Annotated in this window: 24 protein-coding genes and 1 pseudogene; 15 read left to right on the top strand and 10 right to left on the bottom strand. The window is 47.8% G+C overall.

Annotated features, from left to right (window positions below; genetic code table 11):
• Positions 1-253 precede the first annotated feature (253 nt).
• The 9 genes from P401_RS0115980 to P401_RS0115940 all read left to right on the top strand — a co-directional run bounded on the left by P401_RS0115980 (position 254) and on the right by P401_RS0115940 (position 10,034).
• Positions 254-1,690, top strand: a complete 1,437-nt coding sequence (locus P401_RS0115980; RefSeq protein WP_023466816.1) for an NAD-dependent succinate-semialdehyde dehydrogenase — start codon at positions 254-256, stop codon at positions 1,688-1,690.
• Positions 1,687-3,315, top strand: coding sequence for an acetolactate synthase large subunit (locus P401_RS0115975; RefSeq protein ID WP_029343223.1), 1,629 nt, complete (start codon positions 1,687-1,689; stop codon positions 3,313-3,315). The genes P401_RS0115980 and P401_RS0115975 overlap by 4 nt, the downstream gene beginning before the upstream one ends.
• A 5-nt stretch (positions 3,316-3,320) precedes the next feature.
• Positions 3,321-3,647, top strand: coding sequence for a bacillithiol system redox-active protein YtxJ (gene ytxJ, locus P401_RS0115970; protein WP_029343222.1), 327 nt, complete (start codon positions 3,321-3,323; stop codon positions 3,645-3,647).
• A 304-nt stretch (positions 3,648-3,951) separates the two neighbouring features.
• Positions 3,952-5,487, top strand: coding sequence for a DHA2 family efflux MFS transporter permease subunit (locus P401_RS0115965; RefSeq protein WP_029343221.1), 1,536 nt, complete (start codon positions 3,952-3,954; stop codon positions 5,485-5,487).
• 119 nt (positions 5,488-5,606) lie between these two features.
• Positions 5,607-5,903, top strand: coding sequence for a metal-sensitive transcriptional regulator (locus P401_RS0115960; RefSeq protein ID WP_029343220.1), 297 nt, complete (start codon positions 5,607-5,609; stop codon positions 5,901-5,903).
• A 13-nt stretch (positions 5,904-5,916) separates the two neighbouring features.
• Entirely contained in the window at positions 5,917-8,046 is a 2,130-nt protein-coding gene (locus tag P401_RS0115955) for a heavy metal translocating P-type ATPase (protein ID WP_029343219.1), read from the top strand.
• Positions 8,043-8,249 carry a copper ion binding protein gene (locus tag P401_RS0115950; RefSeq protein ID WP_029343218.1) on the top strand — a complete coding sequence of 69 codons (207 nt, stop codon included), beginning with the start codon at positions 8,043-8,045 and terminating at the stop codon, positions 8,247-8,249. The genes P401_RS0115955 and P401_RS0115950 overlap by 4 nt, the downstream gene beginning before the upstream one ends.
• A gap of 87 nt (positions 8,250-8,336) precedes the next feature.
• Positions 8,337-8,561, top strand: a complete 225-nt coding sequence (locus P401_RS0115945) for a hypothetical protein (protein ID WP_023466807.1) — start codon at positions 8,337-8,339, stop codon at positions 8,559-8,561.
• Between the two features lie 171 nt (positions 8,562-8,732).
• Complete coding sequence (locus P401_RS0115940) at positions 8,733-10,034, top strand: globin-coupled sensor protein (protein WP_029343217.1); 1,302 nt, start codon at positions 8,733-8,735, stop codon at positions 10,032-10,034.
• Positions 10,035-10,090: 56 nt separating this feature from the next.
• Here P401_RS0115940 and P401_RS0115935 read toward each other — a convergent pair whose 3' ends face one another.
• Positions 10,091-10,699, bottom strand: a complete 609-nt coding sequence (locus tag P401_RS0115935; RefSeq protein WP_029343216.1) for a class F sortase — start codon at positions 10,697-10,699, stop codon at positions 10,091-10,093.
• On the bottom strand, positions 10,671-11,459 hold the full coding sequence (locus tag P401_RS0115930) for a DUF4397 domain-containing protein (protein ID WP_023466804.1): 789 nt from the start codon (positions 11,457-11,459) through the stop codon (positions 10,671-10,673). The genes P401_RS0115935 and P401_RS0115930 overlap by 29 nt, the downstream gene beginning before the upstream one ends.
• Before the next feature lie 220 nt (positions 11,460-11,679).
• Between P401_RS0115930 and P401_RS0115925 the strand changes: the two genes are divergently transcribed.
• The gene (locus tag P401_RS0115925; protein WP_029343215.1) at positions 11,680-12,138 is read left to right on the top strand and encodes an Lrp/AsnC family transcriptional regulator; all 459 of its coding nucleotides are present in this window, start codon (positions 11,680-11,682) and stop codon (positions 12,136-12,138) included.
• Positions 12,138-12,731, top strand: a complete 594-nt coding sequence (locus tag P401_RS0115920; protein ID WP_029343214.1) for a LysE family translocator — start codon at positions 12,138-12,140, stop codon at positions 12,729-12,731. The genes P401_RS0115925 and P401_RS0115920 overlap by 1 nt, the downstream gene beginning before the upstream one ends.
• 46 nt (positions 12,732-12,777) lie before the next feature.
• On the opposite strand, the gene speB is transcribed toward P401_RS0115920, so the two are convergent.
• The 3 genes from speB to P401_RS0115905 form a co-directional block, all read right to left on the bottom strand.
• A complete protein-coding gene (gene speB / locus P401_RS0115915) occupies positions 12,778-13,650 on the bottom strand; it encodes an agmatinase (RefSeq protein ID WP_029343213.1) in 873 nt (290 codons plus the stop codon).
• Positions 13,651-13,764: 114 nt separating this feature from the next.
• On the bottom strand, positions 13,765-14,607 hold the full coding sequence (speE, locus tag P401_RS0115910; RefSeq protein ID WP_023466799.1) for a polyamine aminopropyltransferase: 843 nt from the start codon (positions 14,605-14,607) through the stop codon (positions 13,765-13,767).
• 144 nt (positions 14,608-14,751) lie between these two features.
• Complete coding sequence (locus P401_RS0115905) at positions 14,752-15,423, bottom strand: NAD(P)H-dependent oxidoreductase (RefSeq protein WP_029343212.1); 672 nt, start codon at positions 15,421-15,423, stop codon at positions 14,752-14,754.
• Positions 15,424-15,801: 378 nt separating this feature from the next.
• Here P401_RS0115905 and P401_RS0115900 point away from each other — a divergent pair, with 378 nt between their 5' ends.
• Together P401_RS0115900 and P401_RS0115895 are read left to right on the top strand one after the other, a co-directional pair.
• Positions 15,802-17,358: a BCCT family transporter gene (locus P401_RS0115900; protein WP_029343211.1), complete on the top strand. Its 1,557-nt coding sequence runs from the start codon at positions 15,802-15,804 to the stop codon at positions 17,356-17,358.
• Positions 17,359-17,447: 89 nt separating this feature from the next.
• Positions 17,448-18,293 carry a metallophosphoesterase gene (locus P401_RS0115895; RefSeq protein ID WP_029343210.1) on the top strand — a complete coding sequence of 282 codons (846 nt, stop codon included), beginning with the start codon at positions 17,448-17,450 and terminating at the stop codon, positions 18,291-18,293.
• A gap of 35 nt (positions 18,294-18,328) precedes the next feature.
• Here the strand turns inward: P401_RS0115895 and P401_RS0115890 are convergent, their stop codons facing one another.
• A complete protein-coding gene (locus P401_RS0115890) occupies positions 18,329-18,823 on the bottom strand; it encodes a YwhD family protein (protein WP_023466794.1) in 495 nt (164 codons plus the stop codon).
• 65 nt (positions 18,824-18,888) lie between these two features.
• The gene (locus P401_RS0115885) at positions 18,889-19,413 is read right to left on the bottom strand and encodes a hypothetical protein (protein WP_029343209.1); all 525 of its coding nucleotides are present in this window, start codon (positions 19,411-19,413) and stop codon (positions 18,889-18,891) included.
• A 168-nt stretch (positions 19,414-19,581) separates the two neighbouring features.
• Here P401_RS0115885 and P401_RS0115880 point away from each other — a divergent pair, with 168 nt between their 5' ends.
• Positions 19,582-19,767 carry a 2-hydroxymuconate tautomerase gene (locus P401_RS0115880; RefSeq protein ID WP_023466792.1) on the top strand — a complete coding sequence of 62 codons (186 nt, stop codon included), beginning with the start codon at positions 19,582-19,584 and terminating at the stop codon, positions 19,765-19,767.
• Between the two features lie 72 nt (positions 19,768-19,839).
• Positions 19,840-20,484 carry an NAD(P)-dependent oxidoreductase gene (locus tag P401_RS0115875; protein WP_029343208.1) on the top strand — a complete coding sequence of 215 codons (645 nt, stop codon included), beginning with the start codon at positions 19,840-19,842 and terminating at the stop codon, positions 20,482-20,484.
• A 55-nt stretch (positions 20,485-20,539) separates the two neighbouring features.
• Here P401_RS0115875 and P401_RS17860 read toward each other — a convergent pair.
• The 3 genes and pseudogenes from P401_RS17860 to P401_RS0115860 form a co-directional block, all read right to left on the bottom strand.
• Positions 20,540-21,717: pseudogene (locus P401_RS17860) on the bottom strand (NupC/NupG family nucleoside CNT transporter).
• 122 nt (positions 21,718-21,839) lie between these two features.
• On the bottom strand, positions 21,840-22,667 hold the full coding sequence (locus tag P401_RS0115865; protein ID WP_236627128.1) for a phosphotransferase family protein: 828 nt from the start codon (positions 22,665-22,667) through the stop codon (positions 21,840-21,842).
• A gap of 26 nt (positions 22,668-22,693) precedes the next feature.
• Positions 22,694-24,001 (bottom strand): HD domain-containing protein, encoded by a 1,308-nt coding sequence (locus tag P401_RS0115860; RefSeq protein ID WP_029343206.1) that lies wholly within the window; start codon positions 23,999-24,001, stop codon positions 22,694-22,696.
• Between the last annotated feature and the right edge of the window lie 7 nt (positions 24,002-24,008).

The following is a 24,008-nucleotide window of genomic DNA, read 5'->3' as shown; positions in this document are numbered from 1 at the left end:
ACCTTCATCTTATCAAATCCACTTTTAAAGTCAATGTTTCGGGGGTGATTCCACCATTTCACATCAACGGGTGTCACTCTTTATTCACGATGAATATTTCATAGCGTTTTACATTACATTTACTGAATTATCCTACACTGTTTATCGGTCGATTTCTACCCTTTTGCATAACCTTTCCTTCCGAGAGTGAATCTTTTTTTCTTCGTTCGGGTATACCCTTATCAATGCACGTAAAAAAAGGGGGATTTTCAGGATGAAGGGACAATTCTTTATTGGCGGACAATGGCTAGATCACGGACGAGAACGGACGGATGTTACGAATCCGGCGACCGGGGAAGTCGTCGGTAGTGTACCAAACGGAACAAAATCAGACGTCAATGATGCTGTCGAAGCAGCACGGAAGGCATTTCCTGATTGGTCGAAACGGACGGTCTACGAACGTGCCGAACTTCTCGAGAAATTATATGCGAAGATGATTGAGAAAAAAGATGAACTGGCTCGCCTGATGACGCTGGAAATGGGGAAACCGCTCGCTGAATCAGAAGGTGAAGTGCAGTATGCCGCAAACTTCGTCAAGTGGTTTGCAGAGGAAGGAAAACGGGCGTATGGGCGTGTCATTCCAACGCATGATGCTTCTAAACGACTTCAAGTCATCAAACAGCCGGTCGGTGTCGTTGCTGCAATCACACCATGGAACTTCCCGGCTGCCATGATTACCCGAAAGCTTGCTCCGGCACTCGTCGCCGGATGTACGTTTGTCATCAAACCACCAACAGCGACTCCGCTTACCGCGCTTCGTCTTCTTGAACTCTGTCAGGAAGTTGGGATTCCAGAAGGCGTCGTCAATGCCGTTACAGGCAGCGGGAAAGCACTCGGTGAATCACTCGCGACACATCCACATGTCGATAAGATCACCTTCACTGGTTCAACCGAAGTCGGACGGACGCTGATGGCTCAAGGAGCAGAGACGATCAAGGCGATGTCGCTCGAACTCGGAGGACATGCACCGATTCTCGTCTTTGATGACTGTGACCTTGATTTAGCTGTTGCTGAGACGATTAAGTCTAAATTCCGTAATGGCGGACAGACGTGTGTCTGCGGAAACCGGATTTACGTATCCGACTCGATCTATGACGCGTTCGTTGAAAAACTCGGGCAAGAGACAGCGAAGTTGAAGACCGGAAATGGTCTGGATGCTGAGACGAAGATTGGACCGATGATCAATAAAGCGGGTTACGATAAAGTCAAAAAACATGTTGATGATGCGACATCCGCTGGTGCACGAGTCGTCACGGGCGGAACAGGAACGACGGATGAGGAGAACGATGTCTATTATTATGAAGCAACCGTTCTTGCGGACGTAAAACCCGGCATGCTGATCATGAACGAGGAGACGTTCGGACCTGTTGCTCCCGTCCAGCGTGTCAGTTCTGATGAGGAGGCGGTTCGTTACGCCAATCAGACACCATTCGGTCTCGCTTCGTACGTCTTTACAAAGGATTACGCGCGTGCCATTCGTGCAATCGAGGGGCTTGATTATGGAATCGTCGGCTGGAATGATGGCGTTCCTTCTGCTGCGCAAGCACCATTTGGTGGAATGAAACAATCCGGTCTCGGGCGCGAAGGCGGTAGTGAAGGACTCGAAGCGTATCTTGAGACGAAGTACATTTCCATCGGTGGACTAGCGTGAACGCGGCGGATTGGTTCGTCCAATGTTTAGAGGCAGAGGGCGTCACGCATATCTTTGGTGTTCCCGGTGAGGAAAACATCACATTGCTCGAATCGCTCAGTCGTTCGTCGATCACCTTTATCACGACACGTCACGAAACGAACGCCGCTTTCATGGCAGCGATGTTCGGTCGCCTGAGTGGGCGACCGGGTGTCTGCCTATCGACACTAGGTCCTGGTGCGACCAATATGATGACCGGTATTGCAAGTGCGACGATGGATCACTCCCCTGTCGTCGCGATCACGGGTCAAGGCGCAACAGCACGGCAACATAAGGCGTCGCATCAAATGTTTGATCTCGTAGATCTCTATCGTCCTGTCACGAAGTCCAGTACGTCCGTGCTGTCGGCGGAGGTCATTCCGGAAATCGTTCGACGTGCCTTTGCGACAGCAAGTAGTGAAAAACCAGGGGCAACCCATATCTCTTTTCCAGAAGACATCGCAAAACAAGAACGTAATCAATCAGTGACACCCTTACAGCAGGATAGTACGCCAACGCATCTCCATTCCTTGACGATTGATGATCCCGATGCTTTACGTCTGATTGAACGAGCAAAACGGCCCGTCATCATTGCTGGATTTGGCATCCACCGGCAGCAAGCACTTGAAGCGTTTCGAGCATTCGTCGAAAAGCTCCAAGCTCCTGTCGTCGAGACGATGATGGGAAAAGGAGCGATTTCTTCACACCATCCGCTCGCTGCACACACGATCGGTTTACCGGACGTCGATTACAACCAGCGGATTCTCGATGCGAGTGACCTCATTATTACGGTGGGCTACGATATTACGGAGTTACCTCCGCAAAAATGGAACCCGAAAAAGACACCAATCGTCCATTTGGATACGAATCCTCACGAAATCGATGCCTATTATCCGGTCGTCGCGAACGTAGTCGGACCACTCGTCGATATGCTGACTGTATTGACTCCTTTACTTCCAGAGCGTGCGTGGAACGGCTGGCAACACGATCGCGATAAATTACGCGACGAGATTCAAGAAACGTACTCGCTTGCCTTGCCTTTACATCCTCAAAGTATCGTCCGTGAACTCGAACGAACCGTCGGGGAGGATGGCATGGTCTTCTCAGACGTCGGCGCCCATAAAGTGTGGCTCGCTCGTCATTATCAAACGACACGTCCAGATCAATTATTCATTTCCAATGGATTCGCTTCGATGGGCTATGGTTTATCGAGTGCGCTCGCAGCCAAGCTGTTATATCCGGATCGGCGAATCGTCTGTGCGGCTGGAGATGGTGCCTTTCTGATGAATGGACAAGATCTTGAAACTGCCGTTCGTCTGAAGCTTCCACTCGTCGTATTGATTTGGCGTGACGGAACCTACGGACTGATTGAATGGAAACAACAACAAGCGTATGGGCGGTCGTCCTACATCACGTTTGACAATCCAGACCTCGTTCAACTGGCTCACGCCTTTGGGGCACTCGGTCTTCGTGTCGGTGAGCATGGTTCCCTCGCACATTGTCTTGACCAAGCATTTGCAAGTGATGGACCCGTTTTAATTGACTGTCCGGTCGATTACCGGGAAAATCTAAAGTTAAGTGAACGTCTCCGGACGTATGGAGGGTGATATACATGACACAACCACGTAAACTGCAATCTATTTCTGATTTTGATCAATTTGCGTCCGAACACACCGCGTTCGTGATTTGCAAACACAGCACGACGTGCCCGATCAGTGCCGCAGGATTCTCGGAGTATACGAAGTTCGCGGATGAAACATCTGTTCCAACGGCGTATCTTTTCGTCCAAGAAGCTCGGACGTTATCGAACCACATCGCCGAACATTACAGCGTTCGACACGAGTCACCACAAGTTTTGTTCATTCAAGACGGTAAATCGGTCTGGACAGCCTCTCATTACGACATCACGAAAGATGCACTCGAAACGAACGTCCAGTAATGCTAGCTATGAAACAAGCCTCCGGCTGTTTCAAACTAAAGACGACGCGCAATTTTTCTTTAACGAGAAGGATTGCGCTTTTTTGTTTACCTTGAATCGTTTCCCTAGGAAGCGATTTCGAGTGTACAACATGCTGTTCTTCTCGTTTAGCCTACTAGAAAAACGCTTTCAATCTTACACAAAAAATAAAATTATCTTTCTTAGCTATTATTATTTGTAATTCGAACTAAATCAGATTAAGATAAACTACAGATAGAACGACCGTATAGAAATCTGTACCGTTAGTTTAGTTAGGAGGATACTCATGCAACAAAGTGCAACTCATACTGCTCGGGCTCCTTACGGCATACTCGCCGTTTTGATGATCGGGGCATTCATTGCTTTCTTAAATAATACTTTGCTCAACATCGCCCTGCCTTCGATCATGAAGGATTTAGCGATCGAACCATCAACTGCTCAATGGCTGTCGACTGGTTTCATGCTCGTCAACGGTGTCTTAATTCCGACATCTGCGTTCTTGATTCAAAAATATTCGGTTCGTCGCCTCTTCTTACTCGCAATGACCCTCTTCTCGGCCGGAACGATTCTTGCCGGCTTCGCAGAAGTCTTCCCTGTCTTGCTCGCAGGACGGATGATTCAAGCATCCGGTTCTGCGATCATGATGCCGTTGCTGATGAACGTCATGCTCGTCAGTTTCCCGATTGAAAAACGTGGGACTGCGATGGGCTTCTTCGGATTAATCATGATGGGAGCTCCAGCAATCGGACCAACGCTATCTGGTTGGATCATCGAGCATTATGATTGGCGGATGCTGTTCCACTTCATCACACCAATCGCCTTAATCGTTCTCGTCGCTGGTTTCTTTTTACTTCGTGACGTCAAGGAACGATCTGCCGCTCGGATTGATCTTGCTTCCGTTGCACTTTCATCACTTGGTTTCGGTGGCTTATTGTACGGTTTCAGTTCTGCCGGCTCTAAGGGTTGGGATAGCTTCCACGTCTATGGAGCGCTGATCGTCGGAGTCATCGCACTTGTGACATTCATTTACCGTCAGCTCCATATGGAACGTCCGATGCTCAACTTCAAGATTTATCGTTACCCGATGTTCGCCTTGTCTTCTGCCATCTCGATGGTCGTCACGATGGCGATGTTCTCCGGGATGTTATTGCTTCCGATTTATGTCCAGACAATTCGCGGTATCTCACCACTCGATGCGGGTCTCATGCTGTTACCGGGTGCTATCTTGATGGCCGTCATGTCACCGATCAACGGGAAACTGTTTGATAAGATTGGTGGTCGTCCTCTTGCGTTAACTGGTTTGTTCATCACAGTCGTTACCAGTTACTACTTCAGTCAGCTTGAGATGGATACGACGTATACGCATCTGATCGTCCTGTATTCATTGCGGATGTTCGGGATGTCAATGGTCATGATGCCAGTCTCGACGAACGGTTTGAACCAGTTACCAACACGCTACTATCCACACGGAACAGCGATGAACAATACGTTGCAACAAGTATCCGGTGCGATTGGTACCGCCTTGCTTGTTACAATCATGTCGACGCATGCGAAGACACGTGGAACAGAACTCGCGGCTGAAGCAGCGAAGAACATGACGAGTCAACCGACAGCTGAAGCGGCTGCTGCTTTAAAACAGCAGATTACGATGCAAGCAACGCTTGACGGAATCAACTATGCGTTCTTCATCTCGACGTTCATTGCTGGTCTAGCATTCGTCCTTGCTTTCTTCATTAAACGGGCGACACAAGCTGAAGACATCATTAGCGATCAACGTTCATTAAACGAAACGATCGTCAAACCACAAGTTTCCAATCAATAAGTACAAAAGCAGTCGCCTCTCGCGACTGTTTTTTTTATTTCTTAAGCTAAATACTGGTACCCCCCATACCTATATGTTACAGTAAAGATGACAACAAGATCACCAAAGGAGGTACGACTATGACACACGATCATCCCGTCGTTCCACGAACGAACGAAGAACAAGATGCGTTGATGAAACGACTAAAGCGCATCGAAGGACAAGTCCGCGGGATTGCTAACATGGTCGCTGAAGATCGGTATTGTATTGACATTTTGACGCAAACGGCATCAATCCAAGCAGCTTTGCGGCAAGTCGAACTACAAATCATCGAACGCCATGTCAAGATGTGCATGCATGAAGTTGCCACCCGTCAAGACAGTACGGACGCTTACGTCGAAGAATTGATGGCGGTCATCGCTCGATTGAAAAAGTAAGGAGGGTTTTCTGATGTCAAAAACGATTGAGTTTGATATTGAAGGCATGACGTGTGCCGCCTGCTCTGCCCGGATTGAAAAAGTCCTCAACCGGATGGACGGGGTTGAAGCAACGGTCAACTTGCCGCTTGAAACCGCTCGTGTCTCGATTTCTGATGCCTATGACGATCAAGCGATCATCGAAAAAATCCGAAAAATCGGCTACGGGGCAACGGTCAAACAAGCACCACACGCAACAAAATCGAATCGCCGGATGCTGTATCGCTTTATCATCGCGGCCCTTCTATCGTTACCGCTGCTTGCGAGCATGCTGACGCATATTCCGAACAGTCCGTTTCATCTTCCATTCTTGATGAATCCGTGGCTACAGTTTGCTTTAGCAACACCAGTACAATTCATCATCGGAGCGCCCTTCTACAGCGGGGCTTATAAAAGTTTACGGAGTGGGAGTGCCAATATGGACGTTCTCGTTGCACTCGGGACATCGGCAGCCTACTTTTATTCCGTTGCTGAAATGCTACTCGTCTCTAATATGCCTCACCTTTACTTTGAGACAAGCGCGATTCTGATTACACTCGTCCTGCTCGGTAAAGTTCTCGAAGACCGTGCCAAACAACAGACGACAGGAGCAATCAAAAGCCTGCTCTCCCTTCAAGCGAAGGAAGCCGTCGTCTTAGAGGATGGACAGGAACGAACTGTCTCCATCGACGCGATTCAAACTGGTATGATCTTACTCGTAAAACCCGGGAACAAAATTCCGACAGATGGTGTCATTCGGGCTGGCGACGCGTATCTCGATGAATCGATGTTGACTGGTGAATCCGCGCCTGTTCATAAAACGGTTGGGGAATCCGTCATTGGTGGTACGCTGAATACGAACGGATCTTTACAAGTCGAAGCGACAAAAATCGGACAAGCGACAGTTCTCTCGCAAATCATTCGTGTCGTCGAACAAGCGCAGACTGAAAAAGCACCGATTCAACGACAAGCCGATCGGATTTCTGGTGTGTTCGTGCCGATCGTCGTTGCCATCGCGCTTCTGACGTTAGCCGCTTGGTGGATGTTCACCGGTTCCTTTGCGGAAGCGATTCGTCCTGCCATCGCGGTGCTCGTCATCGCTTGTCCATGTGCGCTCGGGCTTGCGACACCAACTTCGATCATGGTTGGAACCGGAAAAGGGGCGGAACGAGGTATTCTCTTCAAGGGCGGTGCTCAACTCGAGAATCTTCAACATGTCGATGCTGTCGTCTTTGATAAGACCGGAACACTGACAGTCGGTCGCCCCATCGTCGTCGAAACGTTCGGTACGGAGACAGCGCTCGATTTCGCTGCTGCGCTTGAACGGCAATCGGAACATCCCCTTGCTCGCGCCATCACAGCAGAACGGGATGTCGTCTTTGATATCGAACGATTCCACGTCGAATCAGGACATGGGATCACGGGACAAATCATGGGACATGATCTCATCGTCGGATCGGCGCGAATGATGCAGGAACGCGGTCTTACTCTTCCCGACTGGACATCACTTGGAGCGACACTCGTATATGTTGCTGTCGACGGAAAAGTCGTTGCCGGATACGCCATCCGTGACGCGTTGAAAGATTCAGCGAAAGAAACGATCCGGCGGTTGCGCCAGACAAAAGAAGTGTATCTCTTGACCGGTGATCGTCGGGAAGTCGCCGAGCATTTAGCAGAGGAGCTTGGACTCGATCCAGCGTTCGTCTTTGCTGACGTCTTACCTGTTGAAAAGGCTGATGTTATTCAATCACTTCAACAAACGAAACGTGTCGCGATGGTCGGAGACGGTATCAATGATGCCCCTGCTCTTGTAACGGCGGACGTTGGCATCGCGCTCGGTAGCGGCACGGATGTTGCCCTTGAAGCAGCCGACGTGACATTGCTTGGACACGACTTAAAACAAGTTTTACTTGCGATCGAGTTGAGTGAGCAAACGATGAAAAATATTCGTCAAAATCTTGTCTTCGCACTTGGCTATAATACGATTGGCATTCCGGTCGCTTTTCTCGGGCTGCTTGCCCCATGGCTTGCGGGCGCTGCCATGGCATTCAGCTCTGTCTCTGTCGTGACGAATGCGTTACGATTAAAACGTACCCCACTATCTGAAGGAGGAACATCATCATGAAAGAAACAACATTATCTGTTATCGGTATGACATGCAATCACTGTAAAGCGAGTGTTGAATCCGCTCTATCTGAAGTCGAAGGTGTGCAACAGGCAACTGTCTCACTCGAACAAAACCAAGTGACCGTACAGCATGAGGACGTTTCACGTGAGCGTCTCGTCGATGCGATTGAAGAGATCGGCTATGATGTGCCGACTGCATAATTTTTTTAAGCCAAACTGCTTCTAACTCGCAGTTTGGCTTTTTTATTTTTTGAAAAGCGGGAATGTACGGAGTAAGGAGGGGTTCGTATGGTACCGAAAATCGAATTCGTAGAACACTTCGACGACAACAAAGGAAAACGATTTAAAATCGAACTTTGGAATCTCGGAACCTTCACATTCAGTGCTGAGTCAGCTCGTGGACCTGTCACCCGTTTCACCTCCATTGATATTCAGTTTGTCCAAGCTTGCGTTCAACGGATGCGCTCGATTGTGGACGCCAAAAAAGCATTTCAGGAAGATCAACCGGTCTAATCCTGTATATTTTTTATTCTCCTCATGGCACTTGCCATGAGTTTTTTTGTTTCCGGTCAATGTTTTTCAATATTCTCGTCTTTTTTTCGAAAATCAGTATCACTTCGTCAAGATGAACCGATAAGAAACAGACATCAATTTATTCACATCTTGAGTATTGGAGGCAACTACGTGCGTAACCCTTTTAAAAGTAAGACTACTTCAGCTTATCAAGCTACAATCGGCTTTCCTGATTCCCGTCTCATTACAAAGACGGCAGATCCTGATCTCACATCCCGTCTCGTATACATGGGCTATACAGAAGAACAGCTACAGACACTCAAATCGATGGCGCCTGTCGTTCAAGGTATCTTAGATGAAGTCCTCGAGCAAGTGCTTGACCATCTATTATTGAATCCCGAGATGGCAACGATCGCGAAACAATCATCGACACGCGAACGACTGAAGAAAGTCTTCGCCGACTACTTTACGAGTTTGTTAACAGGAAATATGGATGAGTCGTTCCTTGCGATGCGAACACGGATGGGACAGACGCATAAACATAACTTCGTTCCCGTCACGTGGTTCATCGCTTCTTACGCAGCGTTTCAGACGTTGTTGATTCCAAAAATCGTCGAACACTATCAACATGACCCAGCCCAACTGACGACAGCTGTGCTTGCCTTGACACATGCGATGAATTTAGATGCTCAAATCGTCACGAGTCAGTACGTCGATTCTCGTCTTCATGAAGTGACAGCAGCGAACGAGTCGCGCCGTCAACTTTTGACAGATGTCGTCCGTGTCAGTCAAGAAGTTGCAAGCTCCGTCGAACACACGGATCATGCCATCATCGAGACGAGCCGCCGTGCCTCACAAGTGTTGGCAGAAACGGCTCAAACGGAGCAGACGAGTCAGCAGCTTGTCCAAATGACGATTGCCAACGAACGACAGATGCAACAGATGGAGCAACAATTCGCTCAATCGACACAACAAGTCGGTACTTCGCTTGAAAGCATCCATGAATTAAAGACGACGTCGGATGACATCGTCCAGATGACACAAAGCATCGAAGCGATCGCCAATCAGACGAACTTACTCGCGTTGAATGCTTCGATCGAAGCAGCACGTGCCGGTGAACACGGTAAAGGTTTTGCTGTCGTCGCGACGGAAGTCCGAAACCTTGCTGAAAATGCCAAGTCATTAAGTAGTAGCATCAATGGTCTGATTCAAAAGAACAATGGTAATATCACACAACTCGTTTCTCAGATGGAAGACATCACACGCGCCAACACCGCATCGCAGCAAGAATTGCAACAAGTGAAACAAGGAATTCAAACCGTTAAGAGCGAGATGGAAAACTCCCTCACCTTATTTGGACGTAACAAGGAAAACCTTGGACAAATCGTCGAGACGATCCAAGGACTCAGTAAGACGACACAAGGCTTGACGACACTGACGACGGATCTTGTCGCTGCTTCCGAAACACATTAAAAAATAGGCAATTCTTATTCTCGGTTCTGACCGAAATAAGAATTGCCTATTTTATTTTACTCGTCTTGTTCTGCTGTGACGACAAGACGCTGATCGTATCCTTTTGATTCTGAAAACGTACCAATACATGAAATAAGCGTCAGTTTATTCATGACGGTCGCACCGAAGATTGATCCAACCGGTGCTTCATCGACAGGATAGGACATGACGTTCGTCACCACGTATGATACCTGTTGTCCTGCTTTTCCCGTCACTTCAATCCGTTGCCCTTTTTTCATCTTCGCTAAATCATAAAAAACAGCAGGACCTTCTTGATCGTCCAAGTGTCCGGCTAACACGACATTTCCAGTTTGTCCGGCTTTTGCTCCGTACTTGTACCAAGCGACCTGGTCGGTCTGTTTCGGAACATCCATCCGTCCTTGTTTATCCTTCCCGACGACTTCGATGTTCGCTTTCACATCGAGCGTCGGAATCGTAATACGCGTTGGTATGAACGCCTCTTCGTCCACCTTTTCAGATGGAGTGGACGAAGAAGACGTCGTTGTTTCGGTTTGTTTTGGTTTTTCCGGCTTTGTAGCATCTGGAGGTGATCCCGATTGACATCCGGCTAATACGAGTAAGAGAAGAAGACTACTCTTAAGCGTTTTGTTTACGACGGACGACATACGCTGTTCCTACTAACAAGGCAGCAGCTGCTGCGACTGCCCATGGTGTAGCAGAAGCCGTATCAGATGAACCACCAAGTCCTGTTTCTGGCATTGATGCCATTTCACCACCATCTGGGATCAAGAGGACTTCAAATGCTGGTTCGCCTTCAAGTAAGCCAATTGCGAGCGCTGTATAGTTTTTGCCACTGTCGAGTTTGACTCCATCCAGTGCTTTGACGACATCCGTTGCGCCTGCAGGACGGACCTCGAGGTCATATGTGCCTGCATCGAGTGTACCGTAGTCAGAGACTTTCGAGAATTCAAGGTTACTGAAGAGTGGGTCTCCACCTTTTGGTGCGACATCAACAGCTGGTGCATCCGGTGCAAAGTGTGCGACACGGACCATTGATTTGCCGTCTTCGCCTTTACCGTTGTCTTCCATGACCGCTAGTTTGATATCAGCCAATTTGCCGATTGCTGCGACAGAGTAGAATTTACCAGCTTCGACGTTGAGTGTTTGAGAGAGCACAGGATCTTTTGTTGTTCCTGCAGCGAATACTTCTACTTTATGTTCCCCAGCTGGTAGTGTGAGGTAATCTGTGACATCTTTGAATTTCGCTCCTGATACTGCTTTTTTGCCATCGACCGCAATATCAACTGCTGGAGCATCTGGTGAAGCATGAATGACACGAACCATTGCGTCATCAGCTGCGCCTACTGGTAACACGAATAGTGCAAACAGTAACGTAGCAGTCACAAACGATAAGAGTTTCTTCATCTTTTTTCCACCTTTCTGATTGTCAAATGTACATCGCTCTCAAACCAATGTTCTTACACTTCAGAACATTTCCTTCGTGGTGACATCTTAAACTTAAGACAGTTCCGTATATGTGTAAAGATTTCAGTGTGCTATGAACTTGTTTTATAAACACTTTGACACCTCCTTTCTTTTCGAAATAAAATATTCTAAATAACAATAGAAAGGAAGGTTTTTATTTATGGATTCCTACGATTTAAAAATTATTGATTTTTTAAGAAGCGATGCTCGTATGAAATGGTCGACACTTGCACAGCACATCGGTTTATCGGCACCGGCTGTAGCAGAACGTGTAGCACGCTTACAAGAGCAAGGTATCATCCGTCAATTAACAACGGTGCTAGACCCTTCCTCCTTTGACTATCGTCTTGCTGCGTTCGTCGCTGTTTCACTCGAGCGACCGGAACACCGAGCGCCATTTCTAAAACGGGTTCAAGAACTTGAGTACGTACTGGAATGTCATCACGTCGCCGGGGACGATGATTATCTACTTAAAATCCGTTGTCGTGATACAGAACAACTTGATGAAATCATCACCTACCACATCAAAGAATTAGCAGGTATCCTGCGGACAAAAACAACAATCATCATGCGGACGGAAAAGGAATCGCTTCATTTTCCGTTACCCGAGGTTGACTAATGTTTGCGACTGGTTTTGGAATCGGGTTTGCGTTAGCGGCTCCCGTAGGTCCAATCGGACTTTTATGCATGCAACGAACGCTTCGACATGGACGAATTTCCGGCATCGTTTCCGGACTCGGAGCCGCAACGGTAGACTTCACTTATGGATTGATTGCATTGTCCGGTTTTTCGCTTGTCCAATCCCTAATCACTCAAGCACACTGGATGCAACTGATCGGCAGTCTGTTTTTGTGTTACATCGGCTGGTCGATGTTTCAAGCTTCTTCGAACGCCTCGATTTCCGATACAGCCTCGTCACGGTTAAGTAGCTATCTATCCGTCTTACTCCTGACGTTCTTGAACCCGATGACAATCACGCTATTCCTGGCGTTGTTTGCACGCTTTGAGTTAACAATGATGAACGGACAAGATGCCTTTTTGTTTCTAATCGGTATTTTTCTTGGTTCTGCCGCTTGGTGGGTCATTCTAGCGAACATCACGCATCTGCTCAAGCACCAGCTTGCGACACCCACTTTACGTATCATTCAATGGACGTCTGCCAGTCTAATCATCGGATTCGGTGCGTTCGGGGTCATTCAGTTCTTCCTCTGAACAAAACAAAAGAGACCGACATCACGTCTGGTCTCTTTTTGTCTATTCATTTAATGAATCCAATCATCATTTCACGTAATACCTTCGCTGCAGCGATCGCTGTCATGTCAGATTGATCGTATGCTGGGCATACTTCTACCAAATCCGCACCGATGACGTCAACGTCTGCTCGTGCAATCATATGAACGACCTCAAGTAATTCCTTCGTCGTCACCCCACCGATTTCTTGTGTTCCTGTCCCTGGTGCTGCTGACGGATCAAGAACATCGATGTCGATCGTAACGTAGACCTTTTTACCGGCAAGTGTCGGAAGGACTTGACGAAGCGGCTCGACGATCTCGTATTTGAAGAGGTTGTAACCTGATGTCTTCGCCCATTCGAACTCTTCTTTCATACCTGAACGAATTCCGAATGAATAGCAGTTCTCTGGTCCGATCAAGTTGGCGATCTTCTTGAGTGGCGTCGAGTGCGACAATGGCTCTCCTTCATATTCGTCTCGTAAGTCCGTATGCGCATCAAAGTGAAGTACGACAAAATCATCGAAGTGTTTATCGAACGCTTTGACGACTGGCCACGTGACTAAATGTTCGCCACCCATACCGAGCGGGAACTTGCCTGCTGTCAGTAACGAATCGACGTATTCTTCAATCATATCAAGTGATTTTTGTGCATTCCCGAATGGTAACGGGATATCTCCCGCGTCAAACAACTTCGCGTCGGCGATGTCACCATCTAAGTACGGGCTATATTCTTCTAGACCAAGTGAGACTTCACGGATACGTGCCGGACCGAATCGTGAACCGGGACGGAAACTGACCGTCCAGTCCATCGGCATGCCGTATAAAATTCCTTTTGCATCCTCGTGAGTCGATTGACTCGCGATAAAGACTTTTCCTGAATATGCTTCATCAAAGCGCATGATCCATTCCTCCTGTTCATTTGCCGCTTGCTGATGCAAACGCCTGTTTACCTGACAACAGAGCGATTTCGAAGATCGAAACCGCTCTGTTCATGTGTGCTATAGTGACTGAACTCAGCCGTTCGTCAAATCTTTAACGAACTTCGGAAGCGCGAAAGCTGCCGTGTGAAGCTCAGGCGTATAATACTTCGTGTCGATCTCGTGGAAACGCTCTGGTGCAACTGCAAGCGGATCATGTTTCTTCGATCCGATCGTGAACGTCCAAAGACCACTTGGGTATGTCGGAACGTTTGCGATGTAGAGCTTCGTGATCGGGAAGATTTCTTTGACGTCGCGTTGAACATCACGGATCAAGTCTGGTGTGAACCATGGGTTATCCGATTGTGCGACGAAAATGCCGTCCTCTTTTAATGCTTTTGAAATACCAGAGTAGAAGCCTTTCGTGAACAAGTTGACCGCTGGACCAACTGGTTCTGTCGAGTCGACCATGATGACATCATACTCGTTTTCTGCTTCTGCGATATGCATGAATCCATCCCCAACGATGACTTCGACGCGTGCATCGTCCAATCCACCTGCAATGTTCGGGAGGTATTTTTTCGAATACTCGATGACTTTTCCGTCGATTTCAACCAAAACTGCTTTTTCGACGGATGGGTGTTTCAAGACTTCACGGATGACTCCGCCGTCTCCTCCACCAACGACCAGAACCGACTTTGGATTCGGGTGTGTGAACAATGGGACGTGCGCGACCATCTCGTGGTAAACGAACTCGTCCTTATCTGTCGTCATGACCATTCCGTCAAGTAACAACATCGTACCGAACTCGTCCGTTTCAACCATCTCTAGGCGTTGAAACTCCGTTTGTTCGCTCTCATAAACGTGGTTGACACGGAATGTGATACCGTAATCTTCCGTTTGGTGTTCCGTGAACCATAACTTTAATTTTTGTTCCATTTGCGATAGAACCCCTTTCTTTCATCAAGACAAAAGTTGTTCGTATGCGAGTGGCGTTTACGGCGCTTCTTAATCATACAAATGCGAGTATACCGAATTTCGAAAGAAACTTCTATATAATTCGAAAATTTTTGTCTTTCGTCTTTACTCGACGAACGTCACGATTTCATCGAGCGGACGACGTTGCTTTTCACGTTTTGGTTCGTCTGCTCGGTAACCGAACGCGACCATGACCGGCACCGTGAAAACAGAACGATCGAGCAGTCCACGATCGACGAGTAATTGCTCGACGGCTTGCTGGTCGAATCCTTCGATCGGGCATGAATCCACACCGATTTGTGCTGCCGTCGACATCATGTTCCCGAGTGCGATATAAGCTTGTTTTGCTGCCCAGTCTTCCATCGCTTTCGGGTTATCACCAATCGCGAAATCCTCTTTTAAAAACAGACCATAACGCTTCGTCCGTCCGGCTTTCGCTTCTTCGGATAAACCAAGGAAGTCCATCATCTGCGTAACATGTGGACCATCTGCCTGCATTTGCTCCCCTGTCCGGGCGAGGAATAAGACAAAGTGACTCGCTGTCGGCAATTGTCCTTGCGCCCCCCAAGAGACTTCTTTTAATGCTTCACGAATTTCTGGATTTTGAATGACGAGCATGTTCCATGGCTCATAACCGAACGAGCTCGGTGACAGACGCGCTGTTTCTAAAACGAAACGAAAATCTTCTTCTGGGATCATTTGACCGTTAAATGCCTTTGTGGCATGACGAGATTGAAATGCTTCGAGAATCGCTTGTTTTTGTTGTTCTTTTTCCATGGGAAATGCCTCCTTCAAAATGATGACTGCTTTTGTTATATCAAATCTGATTTCAGACTGCCTCTGATTTGCTCATATCAAGCTTTACGTTAGTTTTAAGACGAAACGGGAAATAACAGTATTAACGTTTTCTTTTTCTTTATTTCCACATTATTTTAGATACGCATGATTGAGCCCTTTTTTGCTCTCCCTTCCTTGTAAATCATTGGTTTTTTTGTTCTCATTTCCCGGTCGATTTGCTTTTCCGCTCAAATGTTTGTTACGGTAGTACCCTGCGTGATTAGGTTTTGTTATCGGATTGACGGGGTAATGATAATGTCGTTGCCATCATTTGATACAAAACAACTATGTAAAATTCGAAAGAAGGTGTGGAACACGATGGAAAATAATCGAAAAAGTAAGATCACAAAAGTCTTTATGGTATCCGTCATTTTCTGTGTGCTCTTTACCATATGGGGAATCTTACCGGAATCCCTAATCGGTGCAGCTAGTCTCGGAAATGTCACAGCTAAAGCACAATCCTTTGTCTCTAACGGATTTGGCTGGCTTTATCTACTCGGCATGAGTGCTTTTTTAATCATTGCTATCTTTTTAATCTTTTCCCGCTTCGGTTCAATCCGACTCGGTAAGGATTCGGACCGTCCTGAATATGGTCTAATTTCTTGGTTTGCGATGCTTTTCAGTGCTGGTATGGGAATCGGGCTTGTCTTCTGGGGTGTCTCAGAGCCATTGACGCACTTCCATACGCCACCAGTCGCAACAGACGATCCGACGGAATCAGCACGCCTCGCAATGCGCTATTCGTTCTTCCATTGGGGACTCCACCCTTGGGCCTTATACGCGATCGTCGCGCTTGCTATCGCGTACTCGACATTCCGAAAAGGACGTCCTGCTACGATTGGTGACACTGTCGCTTCATTGATGAAGCCTCGGTACGCTTCTGCCGGTAAAGGTACTGTCGAAGTACTTGCTATCGTCGCAACGGCATTTGGTGTCGCGACGTCACTCGGTCTCGGTGCGCAACAAATCTCAGGTGGGCTCAACTTCCTGACAAGTAGTATTCCAAACACATTCACGACTCAAATCATCATCATTGTCGTCGTTTCGATTCTCTACATGATCAGTGCCGCGTCAGGTCTCGATAAAGGAATCGTTCGTCTCAGTAACGCCAACATCGTTCTTGCCGTTCTGTTGATGATCGGTGTCCTCTTCCTCGGACCGTTCAGTTTCATTATGGACCTCTTTGTGCAAACGACAGGGGCTTACCTGCAGAACTTACCCGTCATGAGCTTCCGGGCTTCTGCTTTTAACCCAGATGAACGTGAGTGGATCAACGGTTGGACGATTTTCTACTGGGCTTGGTGGATTTCATGGTCACCATTCGTCGGTACGTTCATCGCCCGCGTCTCAAAAGGACGGACGATTCGTGAGTTCGTCATCGGCATCATGCTTGTCCCAACCATCTTTGGTCTCCTTTGGTTCTCGGTCTTCGGTGGGTCAGCGATCTGGAACGAATTGTTCCAAAACGTCAATTTGATTTCGACCGTTAACGATAAAGGGGTCGAAACTGGAATGTTCGCTCTGTTTGAGACATTCGGTGGCTTAGGTACGTTCCTCAGTATCGTTGCCGTCTTCTTGATCACGACGTTCTTCATCACTTCGGCTGACTCCGCGACGTACGTTCTCGGTATGCTATCGTCTGGCGGTAGCCTGATGCCAAGCTTACGCATCAAGCTTGCTTGGGGTGTCATCCAGTCTTCGATCGCTGCCGTCTTACTTTATGCCGGTGGATTAAGCGCCTTACAAGCAGCCGCTGTTCTAGCCGCCTTCCCGTTCATCTTCGTCGTCGGAATGATGGTCATCGCCTTGTTCAAGGACTTGTCAGATGAACCCGATGCGCAAAAAGAAGTCACAGATTTAAAACAAGATGCTTAAATTGAATTGATTTCCTCCTTCCGTCGCATACGGAAGGAGGTCTTTTTTGTTATCCTGAATTATGCTGAGTAGAAGAAATGAGGTGGCTTATGCGAAAACGTACACGCTGGCTAGTATCCCTTGGTGTCCTCGCCTTAGGAAGCTGGTTTTTATATCGTGAAAATAACGTCATTGATGTCTCACGGATGACGGTCACGTCGAATCGCTTACCGGAAGCGTTTGATGGCTATCGCGTCGTGCAGGTCGCAGATTTACATGGCAAAGCGTTTGGGAATGAACAAGAACGACTACTGAACAAGATTGATCGCGAAAAGCCGGATCTCGTCGTCATGACAGGTGATTTGATTGACTCGAGGCGAAACGGTGAAGAGGCCGCCCTTACACTCATGAAAGCGCTCGTTGATCGATATCCGGTCTACTTCGTCACCGGGAATCATGAGGTGCGACTCAATCTAACGATTTTGCCGAAGCTTGAGCAACTGGGTGTAACCGTTCTCCGGAATGAATCGCGCGTCATCGAATACCAAGGTCAATCGATTTCGTTACTCGGTATCGATGATCCGACGACGACACGGTGGCGCGAAGGACTGTCGGAACCTGATGGCATTCGTCAAAGTCTCGATCAAGCATTGCAAGACGTATCACCTGATGCGTTTCGACTTTTGCTTGCGCATCGTCCGGAATATAAATCCTTGTATGCGCAGCGTTCCGTTGATCTCGTTTTATCTGGTCACGCCCATGGCGGACAGATTCGCCTGCCGTTTACGGAAGGTCTGTATGCGCCCGGTCAAGGATTCTTTCCAACCGTGACGGCAGGTCGCTATCAGGAACAGCAAACCGAACTGATCGTCAGTCGTGGTCTCGGGAACAGTCTGTTTCCGTTTCGTCTGTTCAATCATCCGGAACTCGTCGTCTTGACGCTAAAACGACCATGAAAAAAGAACGTGTGCCGCGGCACACGTTCTTTTGTTTAGACCAACGCTTCATGTAAAGCAGCGTCAGCATTTTCCCACATCTCAGGTTTATGTGTCTGCAAGAAATCACGCAACAATTCCTTTGAACGCTCATCCATGTGATCGACGACGATCCGTCCTTTAAGGGATTTATCCATCTTATTGACGTGATCAGCGAGAATCTTGAACCCGCGACGCGCTTCCGCATCGACTAGCAGATCGCAGGCAGCGACACCGCCGTAATAGAATCCTTCTGGCTTACGACCGACCGTCACCCAGACGATCCAGTACAGTTTACCGTTTGGCGTATCGGCTTTATCTGTCGTGAACTTGACGCGTTTCTCGATTGCTGCTTTCGCGTGCATCGCGCCCATATCAATGTAAGCTTCGCCGTCTTCCGGAGAAATGATGACGGGTGACATACTATTTAAGCTGAGTGTTCCGACACCAAATCCTCCGTGACCGTCTGTAGAGTTATCTGAAATGATATTGAAGTTAATCTTTTTTTCCATCGTGTTTTGTCCCCTTTTAATCCTGTTGCTTCTATCATACCGTATTCCGAGGTGTCTGCAACCAGTCACTCGTAACGAAGTAACTGTAATTGTTCCTCTGATGCTCGGCGAATCGTCGGGAGACGGTAACACGTCATGGACGCAATCTCCTCATGCGCCGGAGGATTGACCTCTTCGAGATGAAGCAAAGCGCGGTCAAACAGGGTTTGCGCCGCACGACCGAACAAGAAAAGACGTTCCAGTGAAGAACACCGCGACCGAATCGCACGTAACTGATGCGCCAGTTCTCGCACTTTCGCCTCGACCTCTTCTTCCATGTCGGCTGTTGGTTTTCGATTTTGAAACAACGGTTTGAAACGCACATCGTCTTCAAGCAACGTCAACATCCCGTATCGCTTTGCCTCTTTTTGATTCAGCAGTTGAGCGAGTTCTTTATCCGTTACGAGTCGTCCGAATGGAATGTTCTGTTCAAAGACGATATCTGCGACTTCGAGTCCTTTTGCACCAGACAACGGATAATTCGTATCCTCCGATAACGCCCGATCAAAAATCAGTAACGTATGAATCTTCTTCCGTATGATTGCGTCCATATGTCTCTCCTTTTCTGCCGTATGTGTATGACTACCTTCGCTTCCGACAAGAATAGCTCCTACCTTATACCCTTCTTTTTCGAAAACGATGTTCGAATTGACGAATCCCCTATCGAATGCGCTATACTGATGGCGTATCGTCATCAAGCTAGAGGGGGAAATGAAGTCATGCCATATGTTACGGTTAAAATGTTATCGGGTCGTACAGTCGAACAAAAACGTGCTTTGATTGAAAAAGTTACGGAAGCGGTGTCGGAAACGACAAATGCTCCAAAAGAAAACATTACGGTCTTCATCGAAGAGATGGAAAAAACAGATTACGGTCAAGCTGGCGTCATGTTCGCTGATAAATAAACAACAAGAGACGTCCGGTCGCTACCGCACGTCTCTTTTTCCCATCTACTTGATCTTTAAGGAGGAATTCTCATGACTACTGTTACTGTACTTGGTGCGACCGGTCGAACGGGTCGCCCTTTAATTGATCGGTTATTAGAAGACGGCTATGATGTCCAAGCACTTGTGCGTTCCACGTCACCGGACTTACCCGTTCACGATCGCCTTCATATCCTGACAGGAGATGCGACCAACCCGGACAATCTCGAACAGGCACTCGCAGGAAGTACCGCTGTCTTCAGTTGTCTCGGAACTGATCAACAACAGGTCCTTTCGACAGCGATTCCACATCTCGTCACGAAGATGAAGGAAGCAGGCATCGAACGAATTGTCTTCATTGGTACAGCAGGCATTCTCGATGCGTCAGAAGAACCTGGGAAGTATCGTTTCCAATCGAGTGAGTCCCGTCGCCGCTCGACGATTGCAGCAGAGGATCACTTGAAAGCTTATCTGACGTTAAAGGATGCAGACGTCGACTTCACCGTCATCTGTCCAACACAACTGACGGAAGACAACGCACTTGCTGCTGACGACCTCTTGATCGAGACGACACGCTTCACTGCACCAACAGGTCCGATTCCCCGAGAAAACGTCGCGCAGTTCGCTTACGAAGTCTATCGTGACGGAACACATCATCGGGTCCGTGTCGGGATTGCTTCGCATGGATCAACTGAGTGAAAAACAAAAAGAGCAATGGATCAGCAGATCCATTGCTCTTTCATATGTGTAACGATTACAGCAAGACGCTGACGACGATTGCCGTCAAGACACTGACGAGTGTTGCGCCGTAGAGTAACTTCAGACCAAAACTAGCTGCAACGCTTCCTTGGCGGTCGTTCAATCCTTTAACCGCACCAGCGATGATTCCGATTGACGAGAAGTTCGCAAACGAGATCAAGAAGACAGACACGATTCCGAGTGTACGCTCCGAGAATTCTTTTGAGTATTCTGGAAGACTCAACATCGCAACGAATTCGTTCGTGATCAACTTCGTTGCCATGACACTACCGGCACTGACAGCTTCCGCCCATGGAATACCCATGATGAAAGCGAACGGTGCAAAGATGTATCCGAGGATTTCTTGGAACGAGATGTTTAGAACCATCAAGAAGATATCGTTGACCATTCCGATCAAGGCATTGTAACCGATCAACATTGCACCAACGATGATTGCGACTTTGAATCCATCCATGATGTATTCGCCGAGCATCTCGAAGAACGTTTGTTTTTCTTCGACGATTTCAAGAATATCTTCTTCCGGATCAACCGTGTACGGGTTGATGATCGAGACGATCATGAAACCACCGAACAAGTTCAAGACGATTGCTGTAACGACATATTTCGGTTCTACCATCGTCATGTATGCACCGACGATTGACATCGAAACCGTCGACATCGCTGACGCACACAATGTGTAGAGGCGGTTTGCTGGTAATTGACCGATTTGTTTTTTGACTGTGATGAATACTTCTGATTGTCCGATCGCAGCTGAAGCAACCGCGTTGTAAGACTCAAGACGTCCCATACCGTTGACTTTTGATAGGACGAAACCGATACCGCGCATTAAGAGTGGTAAAATCTTCGTGAATTGTAGAATCCCGATCAAAGCAGAGATGAAGACGATTGGGAGCAAGACATTGATGAAGAATGGTTGTGCGCCTTCGTTCGCTAAACCACCGAAGACGAAATCAATTCCGATCGCCGCATAACTAAGCAGTTTTCAAAGACTTTCGCGACGCCACGAATGACGATATATCCGAACGATGTATTGAGTAAAATGAACCCAAGTACGAGCTGAAGAACTAGCATGACCGCAAGCGGTTTCAATTTGATGCCTTTACGGTTACTGCTGACAAGGAGTGCCAAGCCGAAAACGATAGCCAGTCCGAGTAGTGCGATAAGATATTTCATGAAGTACCCCTCTATCTATTAGTTGTTTATCAGTTGTACATTCGTACGATGTCTGACGTTTAATCTCTTTCCAAGTAATAGAATAATCAATATTCCGAAGAACTACAAGAGGAAAAGTTCATTTAGTAACCGCTTTCGTTATTTTCATAGACTTTCAAGACAAACTTTTCCAAGCGTTCCCGAACATTGTCCTGACTAAGGTTTTGCCTTCCATATGCTTTCCACCCCGGATAGACGTCAATCGTTTCAGGTCCAAAATCAAAAACAGCCCGAATATCCCATGCGTGATCGTAGGAATGTTTCGTCTGCTCGCAGTAACTTTTTAAAAAATGATCCGCTATCTCAACAGATTCGAGCAAGGCAAGATTCAAACGACAATGCGCAAGGTCGACTTCAATGGGTCCTACACACGCATTCACCCAATCAATCGTATGGCACGTTTCATTTATTTCGTATAACACATTGACCGGATGAAAATCCCGATGAATGAAACGAATACGTTGACTTTCGACCGGTTCGATCGCCAGTAGCTGACGCCATCTCTCCGAATGCTGCGTCCACGTCGGGACGTGACGTTCCGTCGTATACGGTTGATAGACATAACGCGATTCTGGTATCGGTAGTGCATGGATCGCAGCAAGCGTACGCGCCAATCGTTCGACATATCGCTCATCCACCTGATCGATTCGGATCTCTCCCGGCGAGCGGGTCATATATAACCACGGCGGTATTTCGTCCCTGACATCCGCTTGATAGTCCAGTACATCTGGTGCCAAATCACCTGCTGCTTGTAACGCAAATACTTCATGTAAGACGAGGTCAGGTTCTTCTCGCAACCAGTCTTGATTCGTATGGACGCGAAGAATTCCCTCACCGACTCGCAAAACGAGGGAGGAAGTCGCGCCTTTTAGGACTTCGACCTCTCCTCCCTCCCGTCCAAGCTGTTGCAAGATTTTTGTTAGGACAGCGGACGATATCATGACGTCACGCTGCCAGTCAATAATTGGTCGATTTGCATCTTCTCGTTCGCATGTTCGCGCAAGTCGTGCAGAATTTCTTGCGGGAAGAACAGCTTCTCATCAGTCTGGCGTGATGTGGCGATGGCTTGAACGAGTGGTGAGACTTGCGAAATTTCTTTCATCTGTCCATCCTTCATCTGTAACATGATCGGTTGTTTGCTGATTTCCCCGTTGTCTCCATATAAATCGTAAGGAAGACGACTGAGTTTATCTTCAAGCAGATAATAGGTCGGATTCAAGCCGATCGCCTCAAACAACTCACACAGTTTATCGTGGACGAGTTCACGTTTTTCAGCCGGATAATCAACATACTTGAACAACTTCCGGTCAACGAATCGCCTCGAGAGATCAGCAAGGATTGGATCCTGCTCATTCGCCCACTGCTGAAAATAAAAGTAGACGATCGTCTCATCGAGCCCAAGGAAATCACGCAACTCCATCTTCTGATCAAACAACGGCATCAAATGGACCGGTGCAATCGCAAACGGATAACCGGACAGGTACAACTCCTGCGCCCGTTCGAGAATGGCTTTTAATAGGTAATCACTCGATCGTGTTACCGGATGCAGGTAGACTTGCCAATACATCTGATACCGGCGCATGATGTAGTCTTCGATTGAATGCATCCCCGACTGTTTGACGACCATCTGATTCGGCGCCGGACGCAATACACGAAGCATCCGTTCGAGATCGAATTTTCCGTAGCTGACACCAGCAAAGTGCGCATCGCGCAATAAGTAATCCATCCGGTCGACGTCGAGTTGTGAACTAATCATCGTGACAAGCAATTGATTCGGATGCGTCTTGTTGATGATCGACGCTACTTCTTCCGCGAATCCGTCTCCGACTTGGTCGAGGACTTTTTTGATTTCCGTGTCCCCGAGGATGATCCGCTCCGTCCACGTCTCGTGGTCAACACCAAAGACATTCTCAAACGCGTGCGAAAACGGCCCGTGTCCGACATCGTGTAAGAGGGCTGCAGCCAGTGTCAACTCCCGGTATTGATCGTCCCAGTCGGCGCGACCGTTGAAGACGTCGATCAGTTGCCGCGTGATTTCGTAAACACCAAGCGAATGATGGAACCGTGTGTGTTCCGCCCCGTGAAACGTCAAAAAGGATGTCCCCAGTTGCTTGATCCGGCGTAGTCGCTGAAATTCACGTGTCCCGATTAATTGCCAAATCAACTGATCGCTGACATAGATATACCGATGAACGGGATCTTTGAAGACCTTCGTTTCCTTTAATTGTCCTAATGATTGATACATATGTTTC

Source organism: Exiguobacterium acetylicum DSM 20416, assembly GCF_000702605.1.
Taxonomy (GTDB): Bacteria; Bacillota; Bacilli; order Exiguobacteriales; family Exiguobacteriaceae; genus Exiguobacterium_A; species Exiguobacterium_A acetylicum.
This window is presented reverse-complemented; position numbering and strand designations above follow the sequence as displayed.

What these genes read in the sequence shown, in the direction of transcription:
- P401_RS0115980 (WP_023466816.1), top strand. Translation starts at nt 254, where the DNA reads ATGAAGGGACAATTCTTTATTGGCGGACAATGGCTAGATCACGGACGA.
- ytxJ (WP_029343222.1), top strand. Translation starts at nt 3,321, where the DNA reads ATGACACAACCACGTAAACTGCAATCTATTTCTGATTTTGATCAATTT.
- P401_RS0115965 (WP_029343221.1), top strand. Translation starts at nt 3,952, where the DNA reads ATGCAACAAAGTGCAACTCATACTGCTCGGGCTCCTTACGGCATACTC.
- P401_RS0115960 (WP_029343220.1), top strand. Translation starts at nt 5,607, where the DNA reads ATGACACACGATCATCCCGTCGTTCCACGAACGAACGAAGAACAAGAT.
- P401_RS0115955 (WP_029343219.1), top strand. Translation starts at nt 5,917, where the DNA reads ATGTCAAAAACGATTGAGTTTGATATTGAAGGCATGACGTGTGCCGCC.
- P401_RS0115950 (WP_029343218.1), top strand. Translation starts at nt 8,043, where the DNA reads ATGAAAGAAACAACATTATCTGTTATCGGTATGACATGCAATCACTGT.
- P401_RS0115945 (WP_023466807.1), top strand. Translation starts at nt 8,337, where the DNA reads ATGGTACCGAAAATCGAATTCGTAGAACACTTCGACGACAACAAAGGA.
- P401_RS0115935 (WP_029343216.1), bottom strand. Translation starts at nt 10,699, where the DNA reads ATGTCGTCCGTCGTAAACAAAACGCTTAAGAGTAGTCTTCTTCTCTTA.
- P401_RS0115930 (WP_023466804.1), bottom strand. Translation starts at nt 11,459, where the DNA reads ATGAAGAAACTCTTATCGTTTGTGACTGCTACGTTACTGTTTGCACTA.
- P401_RS0115925 (WP_029343215.1), top strand. Translation starts at nt 11,680, where the DNA reads ATGGATTCCTACGATTTAAAAATTATTGATTTTTTAAGAAGCGATGCT.
- P401_RS0115920 (WP_029343214.1), top strand. Translation starts at nt 12,138, where the DNA reads ATGTTTGCGACTGGTTTTGGAATCGGGTTTGCGTTAGCGGCTCCCGTA.
- speB (WP_029343213.1), bottom strand. Translation starts at nt 13,650, where the DNA reads ATGCGCTTTGATGAAGCATATTCAGGAAAAGTCTTTATCGCGAGTCAA.
- speE (WP_023466799.1), bottom strand. Translation starts at nt 14,607, where the DNA reads ATGGAACAAAAATTAAAGTTATGGTTCACGGAACACCAAACGGAAGAT.
- P401_RS0115905 (WP_029343212.1), bottom strand. Translation starts at nt 15,423, where the DNA reads ATGGAAAAAGAACAACAAAAACAAGCGATTCTCGAAGCATTTCAATCT.
- P401_RS0115900 (WP_029343211.1), top strand. Translation starts at nt 15,802, where the DNA reads ATGGAAAATAATCGAAAAAGTAAGATCACAAAAGTCTTTATGGTATCC.
- P401_RS0115895 (WP_029343210.1), top strand. Translation starts at nt 17,448, where the DNA reads ATGCGAAAACGTACACGCTGGCTAGTATCCCTTGGTGTCCTCGCCTTA.
- P401_RS0115890 (WP_023466794.1), bottom strand. Translation starts at nt 18,823, where the DNA reads ATGGAAAAAAAGATTAACTTCAATATCATTTCAGATAACTCTACAGAC.
- P401_RS0115885 (WP_029343209.1), bottom strand. Translation starts at nt 19,413, where the DNA reads ATGGACGCAATCATACGGAAGAAGATTCATACGTTACTGATTTTTGAT.
- P401_RS0115880 (WP_023466792.1), top strand. Translation starts at nt 19,582, where the DNA reads ATGCCATATGTTACGGTTAAAATGTTATCGGGTCGTACAGTCGAACAA.
- P401_RS0115875 (WP_029343208.1), top strand. Translation starts at nt 19,840, where the DNA reads ATGACTACTGTTACTGTACTTGGTGCGACCGGTCGAACGGGTCGCCCT.
- P401_RS0115860 (WP_029343206.1), bottom strand. Translation starts at nt 24,001, where the DNA reads ATGTATCAATCATTAGGACAATTAAAGGAAACGAAGGTCTTCAAAGAT.